This is a genomic window from Streptomyces sp. NPDC002577 (genome assembly GCF_053594815.1).
This window is the reverse complement of sequence record NZ_JBSFWK010000002.1, coordinates 442,943-464,286: the sequence shown is the minus strand read 5'-3', so window position 1 is coordinate 464,286 and position 21,344 is coordinate 442,943. Positions and strand designations below refer to the sequence as shown.

The 21,344-nt window shown below is 69.6% G+C and carries 18 protein-coding genes; 7 read left to right on the top strand and 11 right to left on the bottom strand.

The annotated features are described in order from the left end of the window. Window positions 1–119: 119 nt before the first annotated feature. Entirely contained in the window at window positions 120–653 is a 534-nt protein-coding gene (locus tag ACWD4J_RS05655; protein ID WP_451394005.1) for an alkyl hydroperoxide reductase, read from the bottom strand. Window positions 654–674: 21 nt separating this feature from the next. Then, window positions 675–1,229, bottom strand: coding sequence for a peroxiredoxin (locus tag ACWD4J_RS05650; RefSeq protein ID WP_451394004.1), 555 nt, complete (start codon window positions 1,227–1,229; stop codon window positions 675–677). A gap of 217 nt (window positions 1,230–1,446) precedes the next feature. Here ACWD4J_RS05650 and ACWD4J_RS05645 point away from each other — a divergent pair, with 217 nt between their 5' ends. Together ACWD4J_RS05645 and ACWD4J_RS05640 are read left to right on the top strand one after the other, a co-directional pair. Further along, window positions 1,447–2,403 carry a LysR substrate-binding domain-containing protein gene (locus ACWD4J_RS05645; RefSeq protein WP_451394003.1) on the top strand — a complete coding sequence of 319 codons (957 nt, stop codon included), beginning with the start codon at window positions 1,447–1,449 and terminating at the stop codon, window positions 2,401–2,403. 303 nt (window positions 2,404–2,706) lie between these two features. Further along, a complete protein-coding gene (locus ACWD4J_RS05640; RefSeq protein WP_451394002.1) occupies window positions 2,707–5,013 on the top strand; it encodes a transglycosylase domain-containing protein in 2,307 nt (768 codons plus the stop codon). A 63-nt stretch (window positions 5,014–5,076) separates the two neighbouring features. On the opposite strand, the gene ACWD4J_RS05635 is transcribed toward ACWD4J_RS05640, so the two are convergent. The 4 genes from ACWD4J_RS05635 to ACWD4J_RS05620 all read right to left on the bottom strand — a co-directional run bounded on the left by ACWD4J_RS05635 (window position 5,077) and on the right by ACWD4J_RS05620 (window position 11,698). Then, window positions 5,077–6,561, bottom strand: a complete 1,485-nt coding sequence (locus ACWD4J_RS05635; RefSeq protein WP_451394001.1) for a catalase — start codon at window positions 6,559–6,561, stop codon at window positions 5,077–5,079. 194 nt (window positions 6,562–6,755) lie between these two features. After that, window positions 6,756–9,029 carry a SpoIIE family protein phosphatase gene (locus ACWD4J_RS05630; RefSeq protein WP_451394000.1) on the bottom strand — a complete coding sequence of 758 codons (2,274 nt, stop codon included), beginning with the start codon at window positions 9,027–9,029 and terminating at the stop codon, window positions 6,756–6,758. 429 nt (window positions 9,030–9,458) lie between these two features. Further along, a complete protein-coding gene (fomD, locus tag ACWD4J_RS05625) occupies window positions 9,459–10,145 on the bottom strand; it encodes a cytidylyl-2-hydroxypropylphosphonate hydrolase (RefSeq protein WP_451393999.1) in 687 nt (228 codons plus the stop codon). 146 nt (window positions 10,146–10,291) lie between these two features. Further along, on the bottom strand, window positions 10,292–11,698 hold the full coding sequence (locus tag ACWD4J_RS05620; RefSeq protein ID WP_451393998.1) for a class II fumarate hydratase: 1,407 nt from the start codon (window positions 11,696–11,698) through the stop codon (window positions 10,292–10,294). 195 nt (window positions 11,699–11,893) lie between these two features. Between ACWD4J_RS05620 and ACWD4J_RS05615 the strand changes: the two genes are divergently transcribed. Further along, complete coding sequence (locus ACWD4J_RS05615) at window positions 11,894–12,364, top strand: GNAT family N-acetyltransferase (RefSeq protein ID WP_451393997.1); 471 nt, start codon at window positions 11,894–11,896, stop codon at window positions 12,362–12,364. Between the two features lie 107 nt (window positions 12,365–12,471). Here the strand turns inward: ACWD4J_RS05615 and ACWD4J_RS05610 are convergent, their stop codons facing one another. After that, a complete protein-coding gene (locus ACWD4J_RS05610; RefSeq protein ID WP_451393996.1) occupies window positions 12,472–14,139 on the bottom strand; it encodes a fumarate hydratase in 1,668 nt (555 codons plus the stop codon). A 205-nt stretch (window positions 14,140–14,344) separates the two neighbouring features. On the opposite strand from ACWD4J_RS05610, the gene ACWD4J_RS05605 reads away from it, so the two are divergent. Together ACWD4J_RS05605 and ACWD4J_RS05600 are read left to right on the top strand one after the other, a co-directional pair. After that, window positions 14,345–15,184 carry a DUF1707 SHOCT-like domain-containing protein gene (locus tag ACWD4J_RS05605; protein ID WP_451393995.1) on the top strand — a complete coding sequence of 280 codons (840 nt, stop codon included), beginning with the start codon at window positions 14,345–14,347 and terminating at the stop codon, window positions 15,182–15,184. A gap of 164 nt (window positions 15,185–15,348) precedes the next feature. Further along, entirely contained in the window at window positions 15,349–15,726 is a 378-nt protein-coding gene (locus ACWD4J_RS05600; RefSeq protein ID WP_451393994.1) for a WhiB family transcriptional regulator, read from the top strand. Window positions 15,727–15,819: 93 nt separating this feature from the next. Here the strand turns inward: ACWD4J_RS05600 and glpX are convergent, their stop codons facing one another. Next, window positions 15,820–16,854 (bottom strand): class II fructose-bisphosphatase, encoded by a 1,035-nt coding sequence (glpX, locus tag ACWD4J_RS05595; RefSeq protein WP_451393993.1) that lies wholly within the window; start codon window positions 16,852–16,854, stop codon window positions 15,820–15,822. Window positions 16,855–17,102: 248 nt separating this feature from the next. Here glpX and ACWD4J_RS05590 point away from each other — a divergent pair, with 248 nt between their 5' ends. Next, window positions 17,103–17,627 carry a DUF4245 domain-containing protein gene (locus tag ACWD4J_RS05590; RefSeq protein WP_451393992.1) on the top strand — a complete coding sequence of 175 codons (525 nt, stop codon included), beginning with the start codon at window positions 17,103–17,105 and terminating at the stop codon, window positions 17,625–17,627. A gap of 82 nt (window positions 17,628–17,709) precedes the next feature. Here ACWD4J_RS05590 and ACWD4J_RS05585 read toward each other — a convergent pair whose 3' ends face one another. From ACWD4J_RS05585 to xseA, 3 genes are all read right to left on the bottom strand, one after another. Beyond that, on the bottom strand, window positions 17,710–18,300 hold the full coding sequence (locus tag ACWD4J_RS05585) for a malonic semialdehyde reductase (protein ID WP_451393991.1): 591 nt from the start codon (window positions 18,298–18,300) through the stop codon (window positions 17,710–17,712). Window positions 18,301–18,602: 302 nt separating this feature from the next. Continuing rightward, the gene (locus ACWD4J_RS05580; RefSeq protein ID WP_451393990.1) at window positions 18,603–18,884 is read right to left on the bottom strand and encodes an exodeoxyribonuclease VII small subunit; all 282 of its coding nucleotides are present in this window, start codon (window positions 18,882–18,884) and stop codon (window positions 18,603–18,605) included. A gap of 9 nt (window positions 18,885–18,893) precedes the next feature. Then, a complete protein-coding gene (xseA, locus tag ACWD4J_RS05575) occupies window positions 18,894–20,129 on the bottom strand; it encodes an exodeoxyribonuclease VII large subunit (protein ID WP_451393989.1) in 1,236 nt (411 codons plus the stop codon). Between the two features lie 134 nt (window positions 20,130–20,263). Between xseA and ACWD4J_RS05570 the strand changes: the two genes are divergently transcribed. Then, window positions 20,264–21,280, top strand: coding sequence for a 4-hydroxy-3-methylbut-2-enyl diphosphate reductase (locus ACWD4J_RS05570; RefSeq protein WP_451393988.1), 1,017 nt, complete (start codon window positions 20,264–20,266; stop codon window positions 21,278–21,280). The last annotated feature ends 64 nt before the right edge of the window (window positions 21,281–21,344 follow it).

Sequence of the window (21,344 nt, the reverse complement as noted above, 5' to 3'; positions counted from 1 at the left end):
ACGCTGGACCGGCCCTTCGACCGCTGGCGTGAACCGGAACCGTACGGGGTCACCGGATAAAGTGGCACGGGCTGAAGATTCAGCCCGTCCGGCGCTTGAGGACCGGGGTTCAGGGGGGCCTACTCGGCCAGAACCGCCTCCGCGTCCAGCGTCGTGCCGACCGCCTGGATCACCGCCGCGATCTTGAAGGCCTCCTGGATCGTCTCACGGTCGACGCCCGCCTTGCGGAGCACCTGCTCGTGGGAGTCGAGGCACTGCCCGCAGCCGTTGATCGCGGAGACCGCGAGCGACCACAGCTCGAAGTCGGCCTTCTCGACACCGGGGTTGCCGATGACGTTCATCCGCAGCCCGGCCCGCAGCGTCCCGTACTCCGGGTCGGAGAGCAGATGGCGCGTGCGGTAGAAGACGTTGTTCATCGCCATGATGGCGGCGGCCGATTTGGCCGCGGTGTACGCCTCGGGCGACAGGTTCGCCTTCGCCTCGGGCTCCAGCTCGCGCAGCACCCGCGGCGACCGGGAGGCGATCGCGCAGGCCAGCACCGTGCCCCACAGCTGCTGCTGGGGCAGCTCGGAGTTGCCGATCACCGAACCGAGGTTCAGGCGCAGGTCCTTGGCGTAGTCCGGTACGGCGGACTTGAGTTCGTCGAGAGCCATGTCAGTTCAGAACGCTTTCGTTCACTCGCCGGAGAGGAGCTTGACCGGGTCGAGGGTGTCCTCGCCCTTGTTCCAGTTGCAGGGGCACAGCTCGTCGGTCTGCAGCGCGTCGAGGACCCGCAGGACCTCCTTGGGGTTACGGCCGACGGAGCCCGCGGTCACCATGGTGAACTGGATCTCGTTGTTCGGGTCGATGACGAAGACCGCGCGCTGCGCGAAGCCGTCCTCACCCTCGACGCCGCAGTCCCGCATCAGCTCGTGCTTGGAGTCGGCCAGCATCGGGAAGGGCAGGTCGCGCAGGTCCTTGTGGTCCTTGCGCCAGGCGTGGTGCACGAACTCGGAGTCGCCGGAGACGCCGAGGATCTGGGCGTCGCGGTCGGCGAACTCGTCGTTCAGCTTGCCGAAGGCAGCGATCTCGGTCGGGCACACGAAAGTGAAGTCCTTCGGCCAGAAGAACACCACGCGCCACTTGCCCTCGTACGACTTGTGGTTGATCTCCTCGAACTCCTTGCCGCTCTCCAGCGACACACAGGCGTTCAGTTCGTACGTGGGAAACTGGTCACCGACAGTGAGCACGCGCTCTCCTTGCAACAAAAAGGAACCCCGTCGACGGGATTCCCATGGGTTGGACTGCTCACGAGGCTCGCACACGCTGCATTGATTAGTGAAATAGCTAGACTCGGTCAGGTTGATTGACAGCGGCTATCAGTAGCGGTGGGTAACCGATGGCCGTGGGCGGTGCGGGACGAGAAAGATTCCGCGATGACAGTGCGTGCATGGTGGTGTGTGAGAAGTGAACAAACGTAGTGCGGTGCCCGGCAGCGGCCGGGCCGGCCGGCCCACCCTCGCGCAGCTGCGCGCCTTCGCGGCGGTGGCCGAGTATCTGCACTTCCGGGACGCGGCCGCCGCGATCGGCATGAGCCAGCCGGCGCTGTCCGGTGCCGTCTCGGCGCTGGAGGAGGTCCTCGACGTGCAGCTGCTCGAGCGGACGACGCGCAAGGTGCTGCTGTCGCCCGCGGGGGAGCGGCTCGCCGTCCGGGCGAAGGCCGTGCTGGCCGAGGTCGGAGCGCTCCTCGAGGAGGCCGAGGCGGTCCGTGCGCCCTTCACGGGCGACCTGAGACTCGGCGTCATCCCGACCGTGGCCCCGTATCTGCTGCCGATCGTGCTCCGGCTGCTCCACGACAGGTACCCGGACCTCGATCTCCAGGTCCACGAGGAGCAGACCGCGTCCCTGCTGGACGGGCTCGCTGCCGGGCGGCTCGATCTGCTGCTGCTCGCTGTGCCCCTCGGTGTACCCGGCGTCACGGAGCTGCCGCTGTTCGACGAGGACTTCGTGCTGGTCACCCCGCTCGACCACTGGCTCGGCGGGCGCGAGGGGATTCCGCGGCAGGCCCTGCGGGAGCTGAAGCTGCTCCTGCTCGACGAGGGCCACTGCCTGCGGGACCAGGCCCTCGAGATCTGCCGGGAGGTGGGCCGCGACGACGCCCCGGTGACGACGACGGCGGCCGGACTGTCGACGCTCGTCCAGCTTGTCGCGGGCGGTGTGGGGGTGACCCTGCTGCCGCGTACCGCCGTGAAGGTGGAGACCGGCCACAGCGATCAGCTGCTCACCGCGTACTTCGCGGAGCCCGCGCCGAGTCGCCGCATCGCCCTGGCCATGCGGACGGGGGCCGCGCGGTCGGCGGAGTACGAGGAGCTTGCCGGTGCCCTGCGGGAGGCGTTGCGGCCGCTGCCCGTTCGGGTTCTCTGACCCGCGGGGACGGCGCCGGCGCCGGCAGCGCGTTTCGGGTCGATCTTCGCGTGGGCGGCATTCGTGATGCTGTGGGTCACTTGTGAGCTGCTCGGGCGCAACCTTCCGGGCGTTTTGATCGTCGGTTCCCATGGGTACAGGTGCGAATTCTCACGTCCGGAAACGACCGGATCGGGAGGCCTTTGCCCCAGGGTGCGGTGTTAGCTTTCAAAGCTGACTTGACCGGTATGCCTGTGAGGCCGCTGATGCGCCTGCTGACGCGGCTTCGCGACATACGAGAATGAAGCGGAGCGGAACGGGCCAATGGGGCGAGCGGAAGCGAGACGAGCACGGCAGCGCGGTGCGCGCCGGGCGGCGCGCATGCGCTCGTCCGGCGCCGAGCGCGGAGTCATACGCCGCATCTTCACCTGGAAGAAGATGCTCGGCGCGTTCTTCGGCCTCTGCCTGCTCGGCATGGGCGCCTTCGTGGTTCTGTACATGGTCGTGGACGTGCCCAAGGGCAACGCGGACGCGCAGGAACAGAGCAACATCTACAAGTACAGCGACGGCTCGCTGCTCGTGCGCACCGGTGAGCGCAACCGCGAGATCGTGGACCTGGCCGAGGTCCCCAAGCCGGTCCAGAAGACCTTCGTCGCCGCCGAGAACAAGTCCTTCTACAAGGACGCCGGCGTCGACCTCAAGGGCACCGCCCGCGGTCTCATCAACACCCTGTCCGGCAAGGGCAAGCAGGGTGGTTCGACGATCACCCAGCAGTACGTCAAGAACTACTACCTGAGCCAGGACCAGACCGTCACGCGCAAGCTGAAGGAACTGGTCATCTCGCTCAAGGTCGACCAGCAGTACTCCAAGGACGACATCCTCGCCGGGTACATCAACACCAGCTACTACGGCCGCGGCGCCTACGGCATCCAGGCCGCGGCCCAGGCGTACTACGGCGTCGACGCCAAGGACCTGGACGTGGCACAGGGCGCGTATCTCGCGGCGCTGCTGCAGGCCCCGAGCCAGTACGACTGGGCGGTCGCGTCGGCCGAGGGCAAGAAGCTCGTCAAGGCGCGCTGGAACTACGTCCTGAACAACATGGTCGAGGAGAACTGGCTGTCCGCCTCCGAGCGCCAGGGCCTGAAGTTCCCCGTCCCGGACGAGCCCAAGGCGGCACCCGGCCTCGAGGGACAGACCGGCTATCTGTGGGACGCGGCGAATGCGGCGCTGGAGAAGCAGCTCGTCGCGGACGGCTCCGCCGCCGACATGGAGGAGGCGAAGGCGCTCGTCGACGCCGGCGGCTGGACCATCACGCTCAACATCGACAAGAAGAAGCAGAAGCTCCTGGAGCAGGCTGTCAAGGCGAGGCTCACCAGCAAGCTGGACACCAAGGACCGCGAGGTCGACGCCAACATCCAGGCCGGTGCCGCGTCCGTCGACCCGAAGACGGGCAAGGTCCTGGCGATGTACGGCGGCGTGGACTACATCAAGCACTTCCAGAACAACGCCACCCGCCGTGACTACCAGGTCGCCTCGACCTTCAAGCCGCTGATCCTCGCGGCCGCTCTGGAGAACGGCTCCCAGACGCAGGACGGTCAGCCGATCACGGCGTCCACGGTCTACGACGGCACGAGCGAGCGTCCCGTCGTGGACGACGGTCGGAAGGTCGGTTTCGCGCCGCCGAACGAGGACGACGTCAACTACGGCGACGTCACCGTGCAGACGGCGTTGAACAAGTCCATCAACTCCGTCTTCGCGCAGATGGGCGTCGACGTGGGCATGGACGAGGTGATGAAGACCGCGGGCGAGCTCGGCATGGACACCGACGGCCTGCAGGCCGTGCCCGCCCAGACCCTCGGTTCCATGGGCGCCAGCCCGCTGGAGATGGCCGGGATCTACGCGACCCTCGACAACCACGGCAAGAAGGTCACCCCGGCGATCGTGAAGTCCGCCGAGCACAAGGACCGCTCGGTCGACTTCCCGGAACCGATCGGCAAGCAGGTGATCAGCCGCGAGGCCGCCGACTCCGTGACCTCCGTGCTCACCGGCGTGGTGGACGACGGTACGGCCCGGGTCTCCGTGCGTGAGGCGGAGGGCCGCAACGGCCAGCAGGTCGCGGGCAAGACGGGTACGTCCGACAACAACAAGTCGGCCTGGTTCACCGGCTACACGCCGAAGCTGGTGACCTCGGTCGGACTGTTCGGAGAGCAGGACAAGGACAAGAAGCTGTCGAACGGGAAGGTGCTCAAGCGCGGCACCCAGGTCTCCATGAAGGGTGCGGCTGGTGGCGGCCGCGTCAACGGTGGCAGCTTCCCTGCCGAGATATGGGCCGCGTACACCTTCAACGCGATGGGGTCGACTAGCGAGTTCGACCTCGAAACCGACATGGGGGCGGCCGTCACGCCGACGGTCGACCCGACGCGGACCGCGACGGAGACGCCGTCGGAGACGCCGTCGGCGCCGGAGACCAGTGCTGAGCCGTCCACCGAGGCGCCCACGAGTGAGGCGCCTACGGAGGAGCCGACCTCCGAGCCGACGGACGGGGCTACGACTCGGCAGCCGACTCCGTCGGTCACGCCCACGTTCGGGATTCCGGAGCAGACCGGTGGGACCCGGGACGGGACCGGCTGACGCCGACTGCCGTAGCTGAAGGCGCTCGGAACCTTGGGTTCCGAGCGCCTTCGTTTGCAGTTGTCAGCCGCCGTTTACTCGCTTGGCGATCCTGTCGCCCAGGTCCTTGTCGATGTTGCGCCAGTACTGCAGGGCGTGGTCGAGAACCGGGCGGGAGACTCCGGCGCTCAGGTGTCCGGCTACGTTCGACACCAGGCGTTCGCGGGCCGCGTCGTCCAGGACCTCGCGGACCATCGTGCCCGGCTGGCCCCAGTCGTCGTCATCGCGGTGCAACTTGTACGCCTCGCGGACCATCTCGCCCGCGGCCTGCCAGCCCGCCGGGTCGCCGAAGGTCTGGACGTCGGCAGCTGGGCCGCCGTACGAGTTGGGTGCGTACACGGCGCCCACGTTCGCCGGCTCGTACCGCATGGGGCCGTCCTTCGCGTACGAGTGGACGGGCGAGCGCGGGCGGTTCGGGGGCAGCTGCGCGTAGTTGGGGCCGATCCGGTAGCGGTGCGTGTCCGGGTACGAGAAGAGCCGGCCGAGCAGCATCTTGTCCGGGGACGGGCCGATGCCGGGCACCAGGTTCGAGGGCTCGAAGGCGGCCTGCTCGATGTGGATGAAGTAGTTCTCCGGGTTCTTGTTGAGGGTCATCCGGCCGACCTCGATCAGCGGGTAGTCGCCGTGCGGCCACACCTTGGTCAGGTCGAACGGGTTGAAGCGGTAGTCCGCCGCGTCCTCGAAGGGCATGACCTGCACGTGCATCGTCCACGACGGCGCGTTGCCGGAGGCGATGGAATCGAACAGGTCACGGCGGTGGATGTCGCCGTCCGTGCCCGCGAGCTCGTCGGCCTCGGACTGGGTGAGGAAGTCGATGCCCTGGTCGGTCTTGATGTGGTACTTGATCCAGAACTTCTCGCCGCCGCCGTTGACCCACATGTAGGTGTGGGAGCTGTAGCCGTTCATGTTGCGGTAGGTCTTCGGGATGCCGCGGTCGCCCATCAGCCACGTCACCATGTGCGCGGACTCGGGGGACAGCGTCCAGAAGTCCCACTGCATGTTGTTGTCGCGCAGGCCGTTGTCGGGGCGGCGCTTCTGGGAGCGGATGAAGTCCTGGAACTTCTGCGGGTCGCGGACGAAGAAGACCGGCGTGTTGTTGCCGACCAGGTCGTAGTTGCCGTACTCCGTGTAGAACTTGAGCGCGAAGCCGCGTGGGTCCCGCCAGGTGTCGGGGGAGCCCTGCTCCCCGGCGACCGTCGAGAAACGCGCCAGCATCTCCGTCCGCCTCCCCGGCTGGAAGAGGTCGGCCTTGGTGAACTGGCTGACGTCGTTGGTGACTTCGAAGACCCCGTACGCACCCGATCCTTTGGCGTGCACCACCCGCTCGGGGACCCGTTCACGGTTGAACTGGGCCATCTTCTCGATGAGGTAGTGGTCCTGGAGCAGGATCGGGCCGGTATCGCCGACCGTGAGCGAGTGTTCGTCGCTCTCCACCGGTATTCCGGCGTTCGTCGTGGTGTACGGAACCTTCTGTACTGCCTCGGTCACGAGCGTCCTCCCGTCGTGCATTTGGGATAGGTCAGGTCGCTTCGCCCACCACAGCAGTCAACTCCGCCATCACGACATCAGCAACATTTGGAACGGGTCCAAGCTAGGAACTCGTACAAAGGTCGTGTTGCGGACATCGTCGAACGGCTTCGGGGCAACCCAGCGGGGGTCGCCCCGAACCAGCGGGGGTCGCCCCGAAACCGAACCATGCCGCCTCAGCCGGACGCAGGCGTCGGCAGCTCGAACCAGACCACCTTCCCGGTGCTCAGCCGGGTCGCGCCCCAGCGGCGGGCCATCTTGTTGACCAGGAACAGCCCGCGCCCGCCCTCGTCCGTGGCCCGTGCCTGGCGCAGCCGCGGCAGCTGGGGTACGTCGTCGCCGACCTCGCAGCGCAGCACATCGGTGCGCAGCAGGCGCAGCGTGACCGGCCGTGACGTATAGCGCACGGCGTTGGTGACGACCTCGCTGACCAGCAGTTCCACCGAGTCCGTGAGCTCTTCGAGGTCCCAGCGGGCCAGCGCGTTGCGGGCCAGCCGGCGGGCCCGGCGGGGAGCCGCGTCCTCGGGGTCCAGGTTCCAGTACGCCACGTCGCTCGGCGCGATTCCGTTGAAGCGGGCGGCGAGCAGCGCGATGTCGTCGTCCCGGTCGCCCGGGCCGAGCATGTCCAGGACCTCGTCGCACAGCGCCTCCAGCGGCGGCGGATGGTCCGGTCCGGTGAGCTGCGCGGTCGCCGAGAGGCGCTCGCGCAGCTGCTCTATGCCGGTCCACACGTCGCGCAGCCGCGACTCGACGAGACCGTCCGTGTACAGCAGGAGCGTCGCTCCGGCGGGCGCGTCCAGTTCGACGGCCTCGAAGTCGACGCCGCCCACACCGATCGGCGCGCCCGCGGGCACCCGCAGGACCTCGGCGCGCCCGCCCAGGTGCAGCAGGACCGGCGGCGGATGGCCCGCGTTGGCGATCGTGATGCGGTGCGTCACCGGGTCGTAGACCGCGTACAGGCAGGTCGCCATGCGGTCCGTGCCGAGCCGCTGCGCCTGCTCGTCGAGGTGGTGCAGCACCTCCTGCGGCGGCAGGTCCAGGCCGGCCAGGGTCTGCGTGGTCGTCCGCAGCTGGCCCATGATCGCCGCCGATGTCATGGAGTGGCCCATGACGTCGCCGACGACGAGGGCGACGCGGTTGCCGGGCAGCGGGATCGCGTCGTACCAGTCGCCGCCGACGCGGGCCGTCTCGGCGGCGGGCAGATAGCGGGACGCGAGCCGCACGCCGTGCGGCTGGGGCAGCGACTCGGGCAGCATGGTGCGCTGCAGCTCGTCCGCGATGTACGCCTCGCGGTCGTACAGCACGGCCTTGTCGATGCCGAGCGCGCTGTGCGTGGCGAGCTGGGCGGCGACCAGCAGGTCCTCGGTTTCGAACGCCGGTCGGTCGGGACGGCGCAGGAACACCGCGGCGCCGATGACGCGCCGTCGGCCGCGCAGCGGCGCGAGGATCGTGTGCTGTCCGTCGGGCACCTGCCGCTCCGCACCGAGCAGTTCGGGCAGCGCGTCGAGCGCGGTGTGGGCGTCCGCGAAGACGGGGCGTACGCCGCGGAGCACCTCGGCGAGCGCACCGCCCGACCGCACCTCGCACAGCTCGGTCGCCGCGAAGTCGGGCTGCAGCTGCAGCCCCGGCAGCAGACCCCCGTCGGTGTCCGGGTCCTCGGTCCCGTCCTCGATCCGCCGCAGCCGGTCGGTGCGCCGCAGCCGCAGGACCAGGGGCCCGGAGGGCCGCTCGTCGCCGACCGGCAGCGGGTCGCGCAGATAGACGAGGATCGCGTCGGAGAACGTCGGCACGGTGGCCCGGCACAGACCCATCACGATCTCGTCGAGGTCCATGCCCCGCGCGATACGCCGGGTCGCGGCCCCGACGAACCGCAGCCGGTCGCCGTCGCGCTGCATCGCGACGGGGCCGAGGGAGGGCGAGGGCACCCCGGACAGGGGGCGCGACCCCGCCTCACCCGGGTGGTGCCCGGCCTCGGCGATCGCCCTGGCAGCGGCCCACTGCGCCGGCTCACCGGACCGCGGCAGCGGCGCGCCCTGCGGTGCGGGGCGCGGCCGGTGCGGGTCGGGTTCGGCGGCCTGGGGCTGCGAGTGCTCGGCGCCTGCGCTGCCCACAGGAGCGCCGGCGCCCACAGACCCGCCGGGACCTGCGGGACCTGCAGATCCCGCGGGCCCGGCCGCGCTGGGCGCGCCGGAGGCGTCCGCGGCACCGGGGGCGTTCCCGGCGCCGGTGCAGTCCGCCGCGGCAGGGGTGCCGCCCGGCGCCACGGCGCTGCCGTGTGCGGCCGGGTTGTCGCCGGGCCGGCCCTGTGCCGGTAAGGCGACCATGCCCGCTGCGTCGGGGACTTCCGGGCTCTCCGGGGTACGCAACAGCGCCCCGCGCGGGTCAGCGGGGGCGGGAGGGCGGGCAGCGGTGGGCTGCCCGCGCTCGTGGGAGGTGGGATGCTCCGTCACGCGTGTCGAATCCGTCCGTCCGGGGCTGCGCGCCGTGCGCGCCTTGGTCTCAGGAGCGCTGGCTGTGGGGGAACAGGTGCTGTTCGGGACCGGGGCCTCTGCCGCGCAGTTCGTACCGCAGAGAGGCCGATACCCGGAACACGTGTGCCGGGAACGGATTCTCGCCGCCCTGCCTGTGTGGCGTCGGACAGGTGCCGTGCCGGCCCCTGCGCTGGGCCCGGCACGCCTCGGCTCTGCCGGCCGCACCGTCCGCCCGGTACGGCGTGGTGCCGTACCGACCGTAAGCCTCGCTACCCTCGCTCACGTCCCGCCGCCCCTCGATGACGTCGTGTCAGGCCTTGTCCTAGTGAAAGAAGTTGATGCTGTGCTGCAACTGTGTACTTGCGGAGGACGATCCTACGTTTGCCCTACGGGGGCGCATCAAGGGTCTCATGACGGCACTCGAGCGGGCGTGCGATCCCAGTCGTCCGGAAGAAGCGGTATGGACCATTCTGGGTTCGGCCGCCAGTGCTGCCAGCCGTCCGAGAAGGGCGCGCCCCACGACCGGATCACGTCGACGGCATCCCGCCCGGCCCGGCGTACGGCCTCGGCCTGAGCGGCGTCCATCAGACCGGCCTGCTGCGCCTGCGCGAACTCGTCCTCGTCGCGCCACTCCCAGGTGCGGTCCGGGTACACGCAGATGTCCAGGAAGTGGTCCTCGGAGTCGATGCCGCCCGCCCAGCGAACCCGCGGCTGCTCCAGGTTCACGTACCAGTTCTTGAACTGCCAGCCAGGCTCCCAGAACAGCCATACGGACCAGGGGTCATCCGGTCGCGCCAGCTTCAGCACGCCCGTGCCGAACCAGCGGTCGCGCCGCACCGTCCGAGGCTTCGTGTACCGCGTGTCCAGCGGCTCCACATGCACCGGCGTGCCGTCGGCGAGCACCGGCTTCACACACTCCGTGCCGGGCGCCATCCATACGGCGAGCAGCTCCGCGGTGTCCTGAACGACCGTCACGGGGCGGCAGATGTGGAAGCGGGCGCCGGCGTTCTCCCGGTAGCGCCACAGGATGTGGTCGCCGGGAGCCCAGTACGCCGGACCGCTTCCGTCCATGAGTCTGCTCGCCCTGTCTGTCATGCGCAGATATTAGGTGCCCAGGGCATACGACGCTGCGGCGCGTGTCACGGATGCAGGAGCGGCAACACGTATGCGCCAAGGCGAAACACGAATGCGCCATGGCGCAACACGGCCGAAATGCAGCGGTGCCCTGCCCGGTGCGAGCCCTACGGATGGGTCATCCGGAGGACGTCCAGCGCCTCGTCCAGTTGGCCGAGCGTCAGGTCGCCGCGATCCACGTACCCGGACTCCAGGACCACCTGCCGGATCGTCTTCCGCTCGGCCAGCGCCCGCTTCGCCACCTTCGCGGCCTCCTCGTAGCCGATGTACTTGTTCAGCGGCGTGACGACGGACGGCGAGGACTCCGCGTACTCACGGGCCCGCTCGCGGTTCGCGGTGATGCCGTCCACGGTCCGGTCGGCCAGCAGCCGGGAGACGTTCGCGAGGAGACGGACGGATTCGAGCACGTTCTTGGCGATGACGGGGAGCATGACGTTGAGCTCGAAGTTCCCGGCGGCGCCGGCGGTGGTGACGGTGGCGTCGTTGCCGATGACCTGCGCGGCGACCATCAGGACGGCTTCGGGGATCACCGGGTTGACCTTGCCCGGCATGATCGACGAACCGGGCTGCAGGTCGGGCAGGGCGATTTCGGCCAGACCCGTGCGCGGACCGCTGGACATCCACCGCAGATCGTTGGCGATCTTCGTCAGCCCGACGGCGATGGTACGCAGCTGCCCGCTGGTCTCGACGATGCCGTCACGCGCGCCCTGCGCCTCGAAGTGGTCGCGCGCCTCGGTGAGCGGCAGCCCCGTCGCGTCCGCCACCTCGGCGATGACGGCTGACGAGAAGCCGGGCGGGGTGTTGATGCCGGTGCCCACGGCCGTGCCACCGAGCGGCAGTTCGGCCAGCCGGGGCAGCGAGGCCTTCAGCCGCTCCACGCCGTACCGCACCTGCGCCGCGTACCCGCCGAACTCCTGGCCGAGCGTCACAGGCGTGGCGTCCATCAGATGCGTACGCCCCGACTTCACGACATCCGCGAATTCCTCGGCCTTGCGCTCCAGCGAGGCCGCCAGATGGTCGAGAGCCGGAATCAAATCGCGGGTGACCGCGCTGGTCGCCGCGATGTGGATGGAGGAGGGGAAGACGTCGTTCGACGACTGGGAGGCGTTCACGTGGTCGTTGGGGTGGACGTCCCGCCCGAGGCGTTCCGTGGCGAGGGTCGCCAGCACCTCGTTCATGTTCATGTTCGACGACGTACCGGAGCCGGTCTGGAACACGTCGACGGGGAAGTGCTCGTCCCACCGCCCCTCGGCGACCTCCTGCGCGGCGGCCACGATGGCGTCGGCGAAGTCCTTGTCGAGCACCCCGAGTTCGGCGTTCACCTTGGCGGCGGCGGCCTTGATACGGGCGAGGGCCTCGATGTGGGCCCGTTCGAGCCGCTGCCCCGAGACCGGGAAGTTCTCCACGGCCCGCTGGGTCTGGGCCCGCCACTTGGCGTGTGCGGGGACGCGTACCTCGCCCATGGAGTCGTGCTCGATGCGGTACTGCTGGTCGCCGTCTTCGGTCGTCGTCATCGTCGTCGTACCTCCAGGAGGGAGAGCGTGGGGCCGGTGGGAGGTATTCCCCTTCCGGGGCTTCCTCTTTCGGGTGCCTCCTCGAGGGCCTCCTACCTCAGGATCGGGCGTACGGCTGTGGCTGTCGCGCCGCCCCGCCCGGTGCGCCGGCCGAAATCCGCTTGACCCTCTGACCTGGGACTTTAAGGTCCCCATATGACCAGCTCGGCGCGCATCGAAAAGATCACCCCCGCCAACTTCGACAAGGCGATCGGCCTGAAGGTGCGACCGGACCAGGAGCACCTGGTCGCACCGGTCGTGAAGTCGCTCGCCGAGGCGTATGTGCATCCCGACGCAGCCTGGCCCCGCCTCATCGTCGACGGCGACCGGCCCGTCGGCTTCCTCATGGCCTTCTTCGACATCGACTTCGCCGGCGACGGTAGGGCCGCAGACCTGCGCTCGGGCCTCTGGCGCCTCAACATCGCGGCCGGGGAGCAGGGCCGGGGTTACGGCCGCTTCGCGGTCAGCTCCGTGGCCGCCGAGATCCGCCGCCGCGGCGGCACCCGCCTCACGACCACCTGGCACCCGGGCGAGAACGGACCGGAAGCCTTCTATCTGAAGCTCGGGTTCCGGCCGACGGGCGAGATGAGCGGAGGCCAGCGGGTGGGCGAACTTCAGTTGACCTGATTCCGTGGTGTGTTGGTACGGCCAGCATTTCTGTGCCGTCATCCGAGCTGGACAGCGCCGCCCCCACCCGCAATACGCAGGCAGGGGCGGCCATCAGGCAGTGGGTGTTACGCCAGCCCCGGCCCCCGCACCGGAATGCTGGTGAACGTCGGCGCGGGCGCCGGGTCCTGGAAGAAGTCGTTGCCCTTGTCGTCGACGACGATGAACGCCGGGAAGTCCTCGACCTCGATCTTCCAGACGGCCTCCATGCCGAGCTCCTCGTACTCGACGACCTCGACCTTCTTGATGCAGTCCTGGGCGAGGCGCGCGGCGGGGCCGCCGATCGAGCCGAGGTAGAAGCCGCCGTGCGCGTCGCACGCGTCCGTGACCTGCTTGGAGCGGTTGCCCTTGGCCAGCATCACCTTGGAGCCGCCCGCCGCCTGGAACTGCTCCACGTACGAGTCCATGCGGCCGGCCGTCGTCGGGCCGAAGGAGCCGGACGCGTAGCCCTCGGGGGTCTTCGCCGGGCCCGCGTAGTAGACCGGGTGGTCCTTCAGGTACTGCGGCATCTCCTCGCCCGCGTCAAGGCGCTCCTTGATCTTGGCGTGGGCGATGTCGCGGGCCACGACGAGCGGGCCGGAGAGGGACAGGCGCGTCTTGACCGGGTACTTGGTCAGCTCGGCGAGGATCGACTCCATCGGCTGGTTGAGGTCGATCTTGACGACGTCGCCGTCGGACTCGAGGTGCTCGTCCGTCGTGTCGGGCAGGAAACGCGCCGGGTCCGTCTCCAGCTGCTCCAGGAAGACGCCCTCGGCGGTGATCTTCGCGACGGCCTGGCGGTCGGCGGAGCAGGACACGGCGATCGCGACGGGGCAGGACGCGCCGTGGCGGGGGAGGCGGACCACCCGGACGTCGTGGCAGAAGTACTTGCCGCCGAACTGCGCGCCGATGCCGATCTTCTGCGTCAGCTCGAAGACCTTCTCCTCGAGCTCCTTGTCACGGAAGCCGTGGCCGAGCGGCGAGCCCTCGGCCGGCAGCTCGTCCAGGTAGTGCGCGGACGCGTACTTGGCCGTCTTCAGGGCGAACTCGGCGCTCGTACCGCCGACGACGATCGCCAGGTGGTACGGCGGGCAGGCGGCCGTACCGAGCGAACGGATCTTCTCCTCCAGGAACTTCATCATGGAGGCCTCGTTCAGGACGGCCTTCGTCTCCTGGTAGAGGAACGACTTGTTGGCGCTGCCGCCGCCCTTGGCCATGAACAGGAACTTGTACGCGCCGCCGTCCGTCGCGTACAGCTCGATCTGGGCCGGCAGGTTCGAGCCGGTGTTCTTCTCCTCCCACATGGTGAGCGGAGCCATCTGCGAGTAGCGCAGGTTGAGCTTGGTGTACGCGTCGTAGATGCCGCGGCTCAGTGCCTCCTCGTCACCGCCCTCCGTGAGGACGTTCTGGCCGCGCTTGCCCATGACGATCGCGGTGCCGGTGTCCTGGCACATGGGGAGGACGCCGGCCGCGGCGATGTTCGCGTTCTTCAGCAGGTCCAGGGCGACGAACTTGTCGTTGCTCGACGCCTCGGGGTCGTCGATGATGCGGCGGAGCTGCGCCAGGTGGGCCGGGCGCAGGTAGTGCTGGATGTCGTGGATGGCCTCCGCGGCGAGCTTGCGCAGCGCCTCCGGCTCGACCTTGAGGAACGTCCGCCCGTCGGCCTCGAAGGTGGAGACACCCTCGGAGGTCACCAGCCGGTACGGCGTGGTGTCCTCTCCCGTCGGCAGCAGATCGGTGTATGCGAACTCCGGCATTTCGCCCATTCCTCACTCGACAGACAGCAGGGCGGCTGACCCTCGTTGGCAGCGCCCATAGCGTCCACAAGCGTAGGACTTGCCGGGTCGGCCGAGCCTGTGAGGTAAGGCTCAGTTCATCTGTGCGGAATCGGCCGCGTTCCGTGGCTGCTCAGACCGGATTGTGGGGTAGTCGCGATCTATCGCGTTTGGGTACGCTGCTGACGTGGACCTCGAGAAGCGAGAATCAGCGATGGCTCAGGGCGACGGCCGGGCTCCGGCGGCCGACGGCCGGGCACCGGCGGCGGGCCCGTCCGTGGTCTCAGTCCCGGCCGCGGCCCCGGCCCCGGCCCCCGACGCGGACCGGGAGCCCTCCCCCAAGCTCTCGGCTCCGCTCGAGCAGGGGGCACCCCCATCGCTCCGCGCCTCCGACGCCGACCGGGACCGGATCGCGGACATCCTCCGCGAAGCCCTCGCCGAGGGCCGGCTCACTGCCGACGAGCACGCCGAGCGGATCGACGGCGTCTACCGCGCGAAGACCGTCGCCGAACTGGAGCCGCTGATCCGCGACCTGCCGGCCGGCCGCGAGGGCTCCGCCTCCGGTGCCCCCTCCGCCGACCACGTCACGGCGCCGTCGCGGCCGAGCGCGGGCGCGGTGCCGTCGGTCGCCGACGAGAACCTCGTCGCGGTGTTCAGCAGCTCGGTCCGCAAGGGCCGCTGGCGCGTGGGCCGCAGGACCCATGCGTACGCGATCTTCGGCAGCGTCGAGATCGACCTCAGCGAGGCGATCTTCGAGTACCAACAGGTCGTGATCAAGGCGATCTCGGTCTTCGGCAGCGTGGAGATCCGCGTCCCGGAGAACATCTCGCTCCGCGGCAACGGCGGCGGTGTCCTCGGCAACTTCGAGGTGGACACGCTCGACTCGGCCGAGCAGGACGCCCCCGTGGTCTTCGTCGACGGCCTCGCCGTACTCGGCAACATCGAGGCGAAGCCCAAGCGGGGCAGGCTCGTCCGCGATCTGCAGGAGCGCATCGATCGCCACCTGCGCAAGCATCTGGGGCACTGAGCCGGTACCGGTCGGCGGCTCCTGGGGCGGCCGGGGGTGGTGAGCGAACGCGGCTTTTGTGCGGCGAACTGCAGTGCATCGGAACTCAGTGCATAGGCGCGCGCACAGCGGGTAGACCATGCTGCATCGTCGCTCGCTCGCGAAGCCGTCGTCAGGAGTAGACCGTGCTGCAACCGCCGCATCAGTCCCTGCAGGTAGCTGCCGTTCCGCCCCGGCGGGTCCCAGTGCGAGACCGCGATCAGGACGATCCATGGCACACGGAGGCCGTGTGCCGCCGCGACGAGGCCGGACTGTTCTTCGCCCCGTCCAAGGAGCCCACCGCCGCCAGGCTCTCCCGCGAAGAGGCGGCCAAGCGGGTCTGCGCCCGCTGTCCCGTCATGGTCGAGTGCCGCGAGCACGCCCTGCTGCAGCCCGAGCCGTACGGGGTGTGGGGCGGCCTCACCGCCGCCGAGCGCCGCGTGGTCCTGGCCCGCCGCCGCAGGCGCGAGCTGGAGCTGAAGAAGGCGACCCGGACCGCGGACCCGATGGCCGCGGCCGGCTAGTCCGTACGGCGACGTTCCGCCCGTACGCGTCCGTGGGGCGCCCTCCCGCACAGAGGGCGCCCCACGGTCGTGTGGCCGGGAACCGGCCGTGCGTTACCGTGCGCGGTCGAAGTCGATGGCGCTGTAGGCGCGCAGCTTCGACAGCCGGTGCACCGAGTCGATCTGCCGGATCGTGCCGGACTTGGACCGCATGACCAGCGACGAGGTCGATGCCGTCTCCGCGCGGTACCGCACACCGTGCAGCAGCTCACCGTCGGTGATGCCGGTCGCGACGAAGAACACGTTCTCGCCGGAGACCAGGTCGTCGGTGTAGAGGACGCGGTCGAGGTCATGGCCGGCGTCGATGGCGCGCTGCCGCTCCTCGTCGTCCTTGGGCCACAGCTTGCCCTGGATGGTGCCGCCCAGGCACTTGATCGCGCACGCCGAGATGATGCCCTCCGGCGTACCGCCGATGCCCATCAGCAGGTCGACGCCGCTGCCCTCGCGGACGGCCAGGATGGAGCCCGCGACATCGCCGTCGGAGATCAGCTTGATACGGGCGCCCGTCTCCCGGATCTCCTTGATGATCCCTTCGTGGCGCGGCCGGTCGAGGATGACGACGGTCACGTCACCGGCGGCGCACCCCTTGGCCTTGGCGACCCGGCGGATGTTCACCGACGCCGGGGCGTTGATGTCGACGAAGTCGGCGGCCTCGGGGCCGGTGACCAGCTTGTCCATGTAGAAGACGGCCGACGGGTCGAACATCGTGCCGCGGTCGGCGGCGGCCAGCACCGCGACCGCGTTCGGCATGCCCTTGGCGCACAGCGTGGTGCCGTCGATCGGGTCGACCGCGATGTCGCATTCGGCGCCGGAGCCGTCGCCGATGCGCTCTCCGTTGAACAGCATGGGCGCCTCGTCCTTCTCGCCCTCGCCGATGACGACGACGCCGTTCATCGAGACGGTGGAGACGAGGGTGCGCATGGCCCGGACCGCGGCGCCGTCGGCGCCGTTCTTGTCCCCGCGGCCGACCCAGCGGCCCGCGGCCATCGCTGCGGCCTCGGTGACCCGGACGAGTTCCATGGCGAGGTTGCGGTCGGGGGCCTCTGGTGAGACCTCGAGTTCGGAAGGCAGCAGATGATTCTCGGTCATCGAGACGCACCTTTCTGATACGAAAAGGGCAGCGCCCGAAGGGCTCTTTGGAAGGGTCGCGGTGGGAGACGGGCGGGCGGCCGGATGAGGGTGATGACTCCCGACTCTATCGGCAGGCTGACAAAATGAGCAGAGGGCCCCACGTTTGAGCGGATGGGGTGGGGATCGGGCATAGCGCTCGTCACACTTCGTCCCTTTCCGTGCAGGGCGGTGCCGGGCGACCGACGGGGACCTGCGACGATGGGGGCGTGGCAGGCATGAAAGGCAAGCAGACCGTCCGGGACATGGTGCTGTCGATGGGCGTGATCGTCCTCGTCGCGTTCTTCATATACCTCTTCATCCCGCACGACGGCTCCCAAACACCCGTGAAGCGTGTGGACTACCGCGTCGAGCTGCTGACGGCGCGCCGCGCGGCGGCGTACCCGGTGGCTGCGCCGGAGGGCCTGCCCAAGGAGTGGAGGCCGACGTCGGTGCGTTACCAGGGCACGGACCACGACGCATGGCACCTGGGTTTCCACACGGCCGACGGTCTTGGTCAGTACGTGGCCGTCGAGCAGTCCACGGAGAAGCCCTCCGAGTTCATCGAGCAGAAGACCCAGGGCGCCGGGAAGACGAAGGTCACCCAGCGGATCGGCGACCAGACGTGGCAGCGTTACGAGGGCCCGAAGTACGACGCGCTCGTCTTCGAGGGCGATGGCTACACGACGGTGGTGACGGGCTCGGGCTCGTTCGGTCAGCTGACGAAGATGGCGAGCGCGCTGAAGACGTCGTAAGAGTTCTTGGGAACGCGCAGGAATCAGGAATGAGGAAGGCCCCCGGCGGATGCCGGGGGCCTTCCTGCGTCGCGCAGCGACGTCAGACGGTGGTGATGACCTGGTCGATCTCCAGCCGCGGCGAACGCGGGAACCACGCGTCCTCGCCCGGCTTGCCGATGTTGACGATCATCAGCGGGGTGTGGTCGCCGTCCAGGAACTCCTTCTGGACGCCCTGGAAGTCGAAGCCGGTCATCGGGCCGGCGGCCAGCCCGGCGGCGCGGACGCCGACGATGAAGTACGCGGCCTGCAGCGTGGCGTTCAGGGCAGCGGCCCCCTCGCGGACCGGGCGCTCCGAGAAGAAGGCGTCCTTGGCCTGCGGGAAGTGCGGGAAGAGCTCCGGCAGCTCCTCGTGGAACTCGTTGTCCGCGGAGAGGATCGCGACGAGCGGGGCGGACGCCGTCTTCGGCTGGTTGCCCTCGGCCATGTGCTTCACGAGGCGCTCACGGGCCTCGGGGGAGCGGACGAGGGTGATGCGCAGCGGGGACTGGTTGAAGGCGGTCGGACCGTACTTGACCAGGTCGTAGATCGCCTGCACCTGCTCCTCGGTCACCGGCTCGTCGGTGAAGGTGTTCGCGGTGCGGGCCTCACGGAAGAGCAGGTCCTGGGCGGCGGGGTCAAGAACGAGGGACATGAATGAACCTTCTCGAGATACGCGTTGGATCCGGCGGATCAGGGTGAGTCGTGATCCGTGGATCAAGCTGGCAGGAGCGACCGTACGCAGATTACGTTTAAAGTTCAACCAAAGCCTGGGCTCCGGTGACTGGTTTCACAAACCTGCAACGCCTGAGGCGGCCGCACCCTCTGTGGAATGACACTTCTACGGTGCCGCGTGCGTGCCGTCGGCCTCCACGGGCGACGTGCCCTCACCGGACGGACCATGGGCCCTCGCCGTGGGGACGAAGGGCCCGGCCATGCGCGTCGCGCAGGCGCCCGTCAGCCGGCGGCGTCGCCCGCCCCCGCGCCGTTGCCCGTACCGCCGCCGGTCTCCTCGTCCGCGGCGAGCGAGGCGTCCAGCCGGGCGCGCGCCCCCTCCAGCCAGTGGCGGCACACCTTGGCCAGCTCCTCGCCCCGCTCCCACAGGGCCAGGGACTCCTCGAGCGTGGTGCCGCCCGCCTCGAGGCGGCGCACGACCTCGATCAGCTCGTCCCGCGCCTGCTCGTACCCGAGGGTGCCCGCCGCCTCGTTCGGCCCGGCCTCGTCCGTCCTGCTGGTCATGCGCCCACCCTATGCATCGACTTGTCCCGTCCTTGCCGGCCCTGCCGCCCGTACCGTGAACTCGCCCTCGGCGACCCGGGCCCGGAGCTCCTCGTCCGCCGCCACCTCGTCCGGCGCCCGGACCACGTGGCCGTCGGCCTTCTGCAGGACCGCGTACCCCCGTCGTAGCGTCGCCGCGGGCGAGAGCGCCACCACGCGCGCGTGCGTGTGGGTGAGCTCCGAGTCCGCGCGGTCCAGGCAGTGCGCCAGAGTGCGGCGGCTACGCGCGAGCAGCGCCTCCACGTGCTGCTCGCGCTCCTCGACCATGCGGTGCGGATCCTGCATGCAGGGCCTGCTCAGGGCGTGCATGAGCCCCCGCTCCTCGCGGTCGACGAACGCCTCGGCGCAGCGCCGGGCACGGTTCCGCAGCGACCGCACCCGCTCGAGCTCCTCGCCGACGTCCGGCACGACCTTCTTGGCGGCGTCGGTCGGCGTGGAAGCCCGCAGGTCCGCCACGAAGTCGAGGAGGGGGTTGTCCGGCTCGTGCCCGATCGCCGAGACCACCGGCGTACGGCAGGACGCCACCGCCCGTACGAGCTGTTCGTCCGAGAACGGGAGCAGGTCCTCCACGCTGCCACCGCCTCGCGCCACGATGATCACGTCGACCTCGTCGAGCGCGTCCAGGTCCTTCACGGCCTGTACGACCTGCGGAACCGCGTGCACGCCCTGCACGGCGACGTTGCGCACCTCGAAACGGACGGCCGGCCAGCGGTGGCGGGCGTTCTCCAGGACGTCCCGCTCGGCCGCCGAGGCGCGGCCGCAGACCAGGCCGATGAGCTGCGGCAGGAACGGCAGGGGCTTCTTGCGCTCGGGCGCGAAGAGCCCCTCGCCCGCGAGTGTCTTCTTGAGCCGCTCCAGCCGGGCCAGCAGCTCGCCCATCCCCACCGGCCGTATCTCGGCGGCCCGGAGCGACAGCTGCCCACGCGGCGCGTACCACTCGGGCTTGGCGTGCACCACGACGCGGGCGCCCTCGGACACGACGTCGGCCACCGCGTCGAACACCTGGCGGTAGCAGGTGACGCCGACCGAGATGTCGTACGACGGGTCGCGCAGCGTCATGAAGACGACGCCCGCACCCGGGCGCCGCGAGAGCTGGGTGATCTGGCCCTCGACCCATACGGCCCCGAGCCGGTCGATCCAGCCCCCGATGAGCCGCGACACCTCACCGACGTGCAGCGGTGTCTCGGCAGACGTGTTCACAGCCATGCGGCGAGCCTAGCCGCCGGCACCGACAATCCCCGGGGGCCCGAGGACAGGAACGTGGCCCCCGCGGGGCAGAAACGTGGCCCCTCCCGAGGGCCGAGGAGTGGATCTCTGCCCCGCCGGGTGCGGCCTTTACGATGGTGGGCATGACTGCTTCGCCTTCCCGCAAGGTCCTGCTCGCCGCCCCCCGTGGCTACTGCGCGGGTGTGGACCGCGCCGTCATCGCCGTAGAGAAGGCCCTGGAGCAGTACGGGGCCCCGGTCTACGTCCGCCACGAGATCGTCCACAACAAGTACGTCGTACAGACTCTGGAGCGGAAGGGCGCGATCTTCGTCGAGCAGACGGCGGAGGTCCCCGAGGGGTCGATCGTGATGTTCTCGGCGCACGGCGTCGCGCCGGTCGTCCACGAGGAGGCGGCCAAGGGCAGGCTCGCCACCATCGACGCGACCTGCCCGCTGGTCACCAAGGTGCACAAGGAAGCGGTCCGCTTCGCCAATGAGGATTTCGACATCCTCCTGATCGGCCACGAGGGCCACGAGGAGGTCATCGGCACGTCCGGTGAGGCCCCCGACCACATCACGCTGGTCGACGGCCCCGAGGACGTGGCGAAGGTCGAGGTGCGCGACCCGTCCAAGGTCGTCTGGCTCTCCCAGACCACGCTGTCCGTCGACGAGACCATGGAGACCGTCGACGCGCTCAAGGAGAAGTTCCCGCAGCTCATCTCCCCGCCCAGCGACGACATCTGCTACGCCACGCAGAACCGTCAGCTGGCCGTGAAGCAGATGGGCGCCGAGGCCGACCTCGTCATCGTCGTCGGCTCCCGCAACTCCTCCAACTCCAAGCGCCTCGTCGAGGTCGCCAAGCTCGCGGGCGCGCGCGAGGCGTATCTCGTCGACTTCGCCGAGGAGATCGACGAGGCCTGGCTGGAGGGCGTGGCGACCGTCGGCGTCACCTCGGGCGCCTCCGTCCCCGAGGTGCTCGTCGAGGGCGTACTGGAGTGGCTCGCGGCGCGCGGCTTCGAGGACGTGGAGATCGTCAAGGCCGCCGAGGAGTCGATCACCTTCTCGCTGCCCAAGGAGCTCCGCCGCGATCTGCGCGCCGAGGCGGCCGCGCTGGTCGCGGAGCGCACCGGGGAAAGCGCCGGGGAGAAGTGACCGGGGAGAAGTGACCGGGCGGGCCTGACCCCGCCTTCGCCGGGCACCCGCAGCCGTTGCCGGT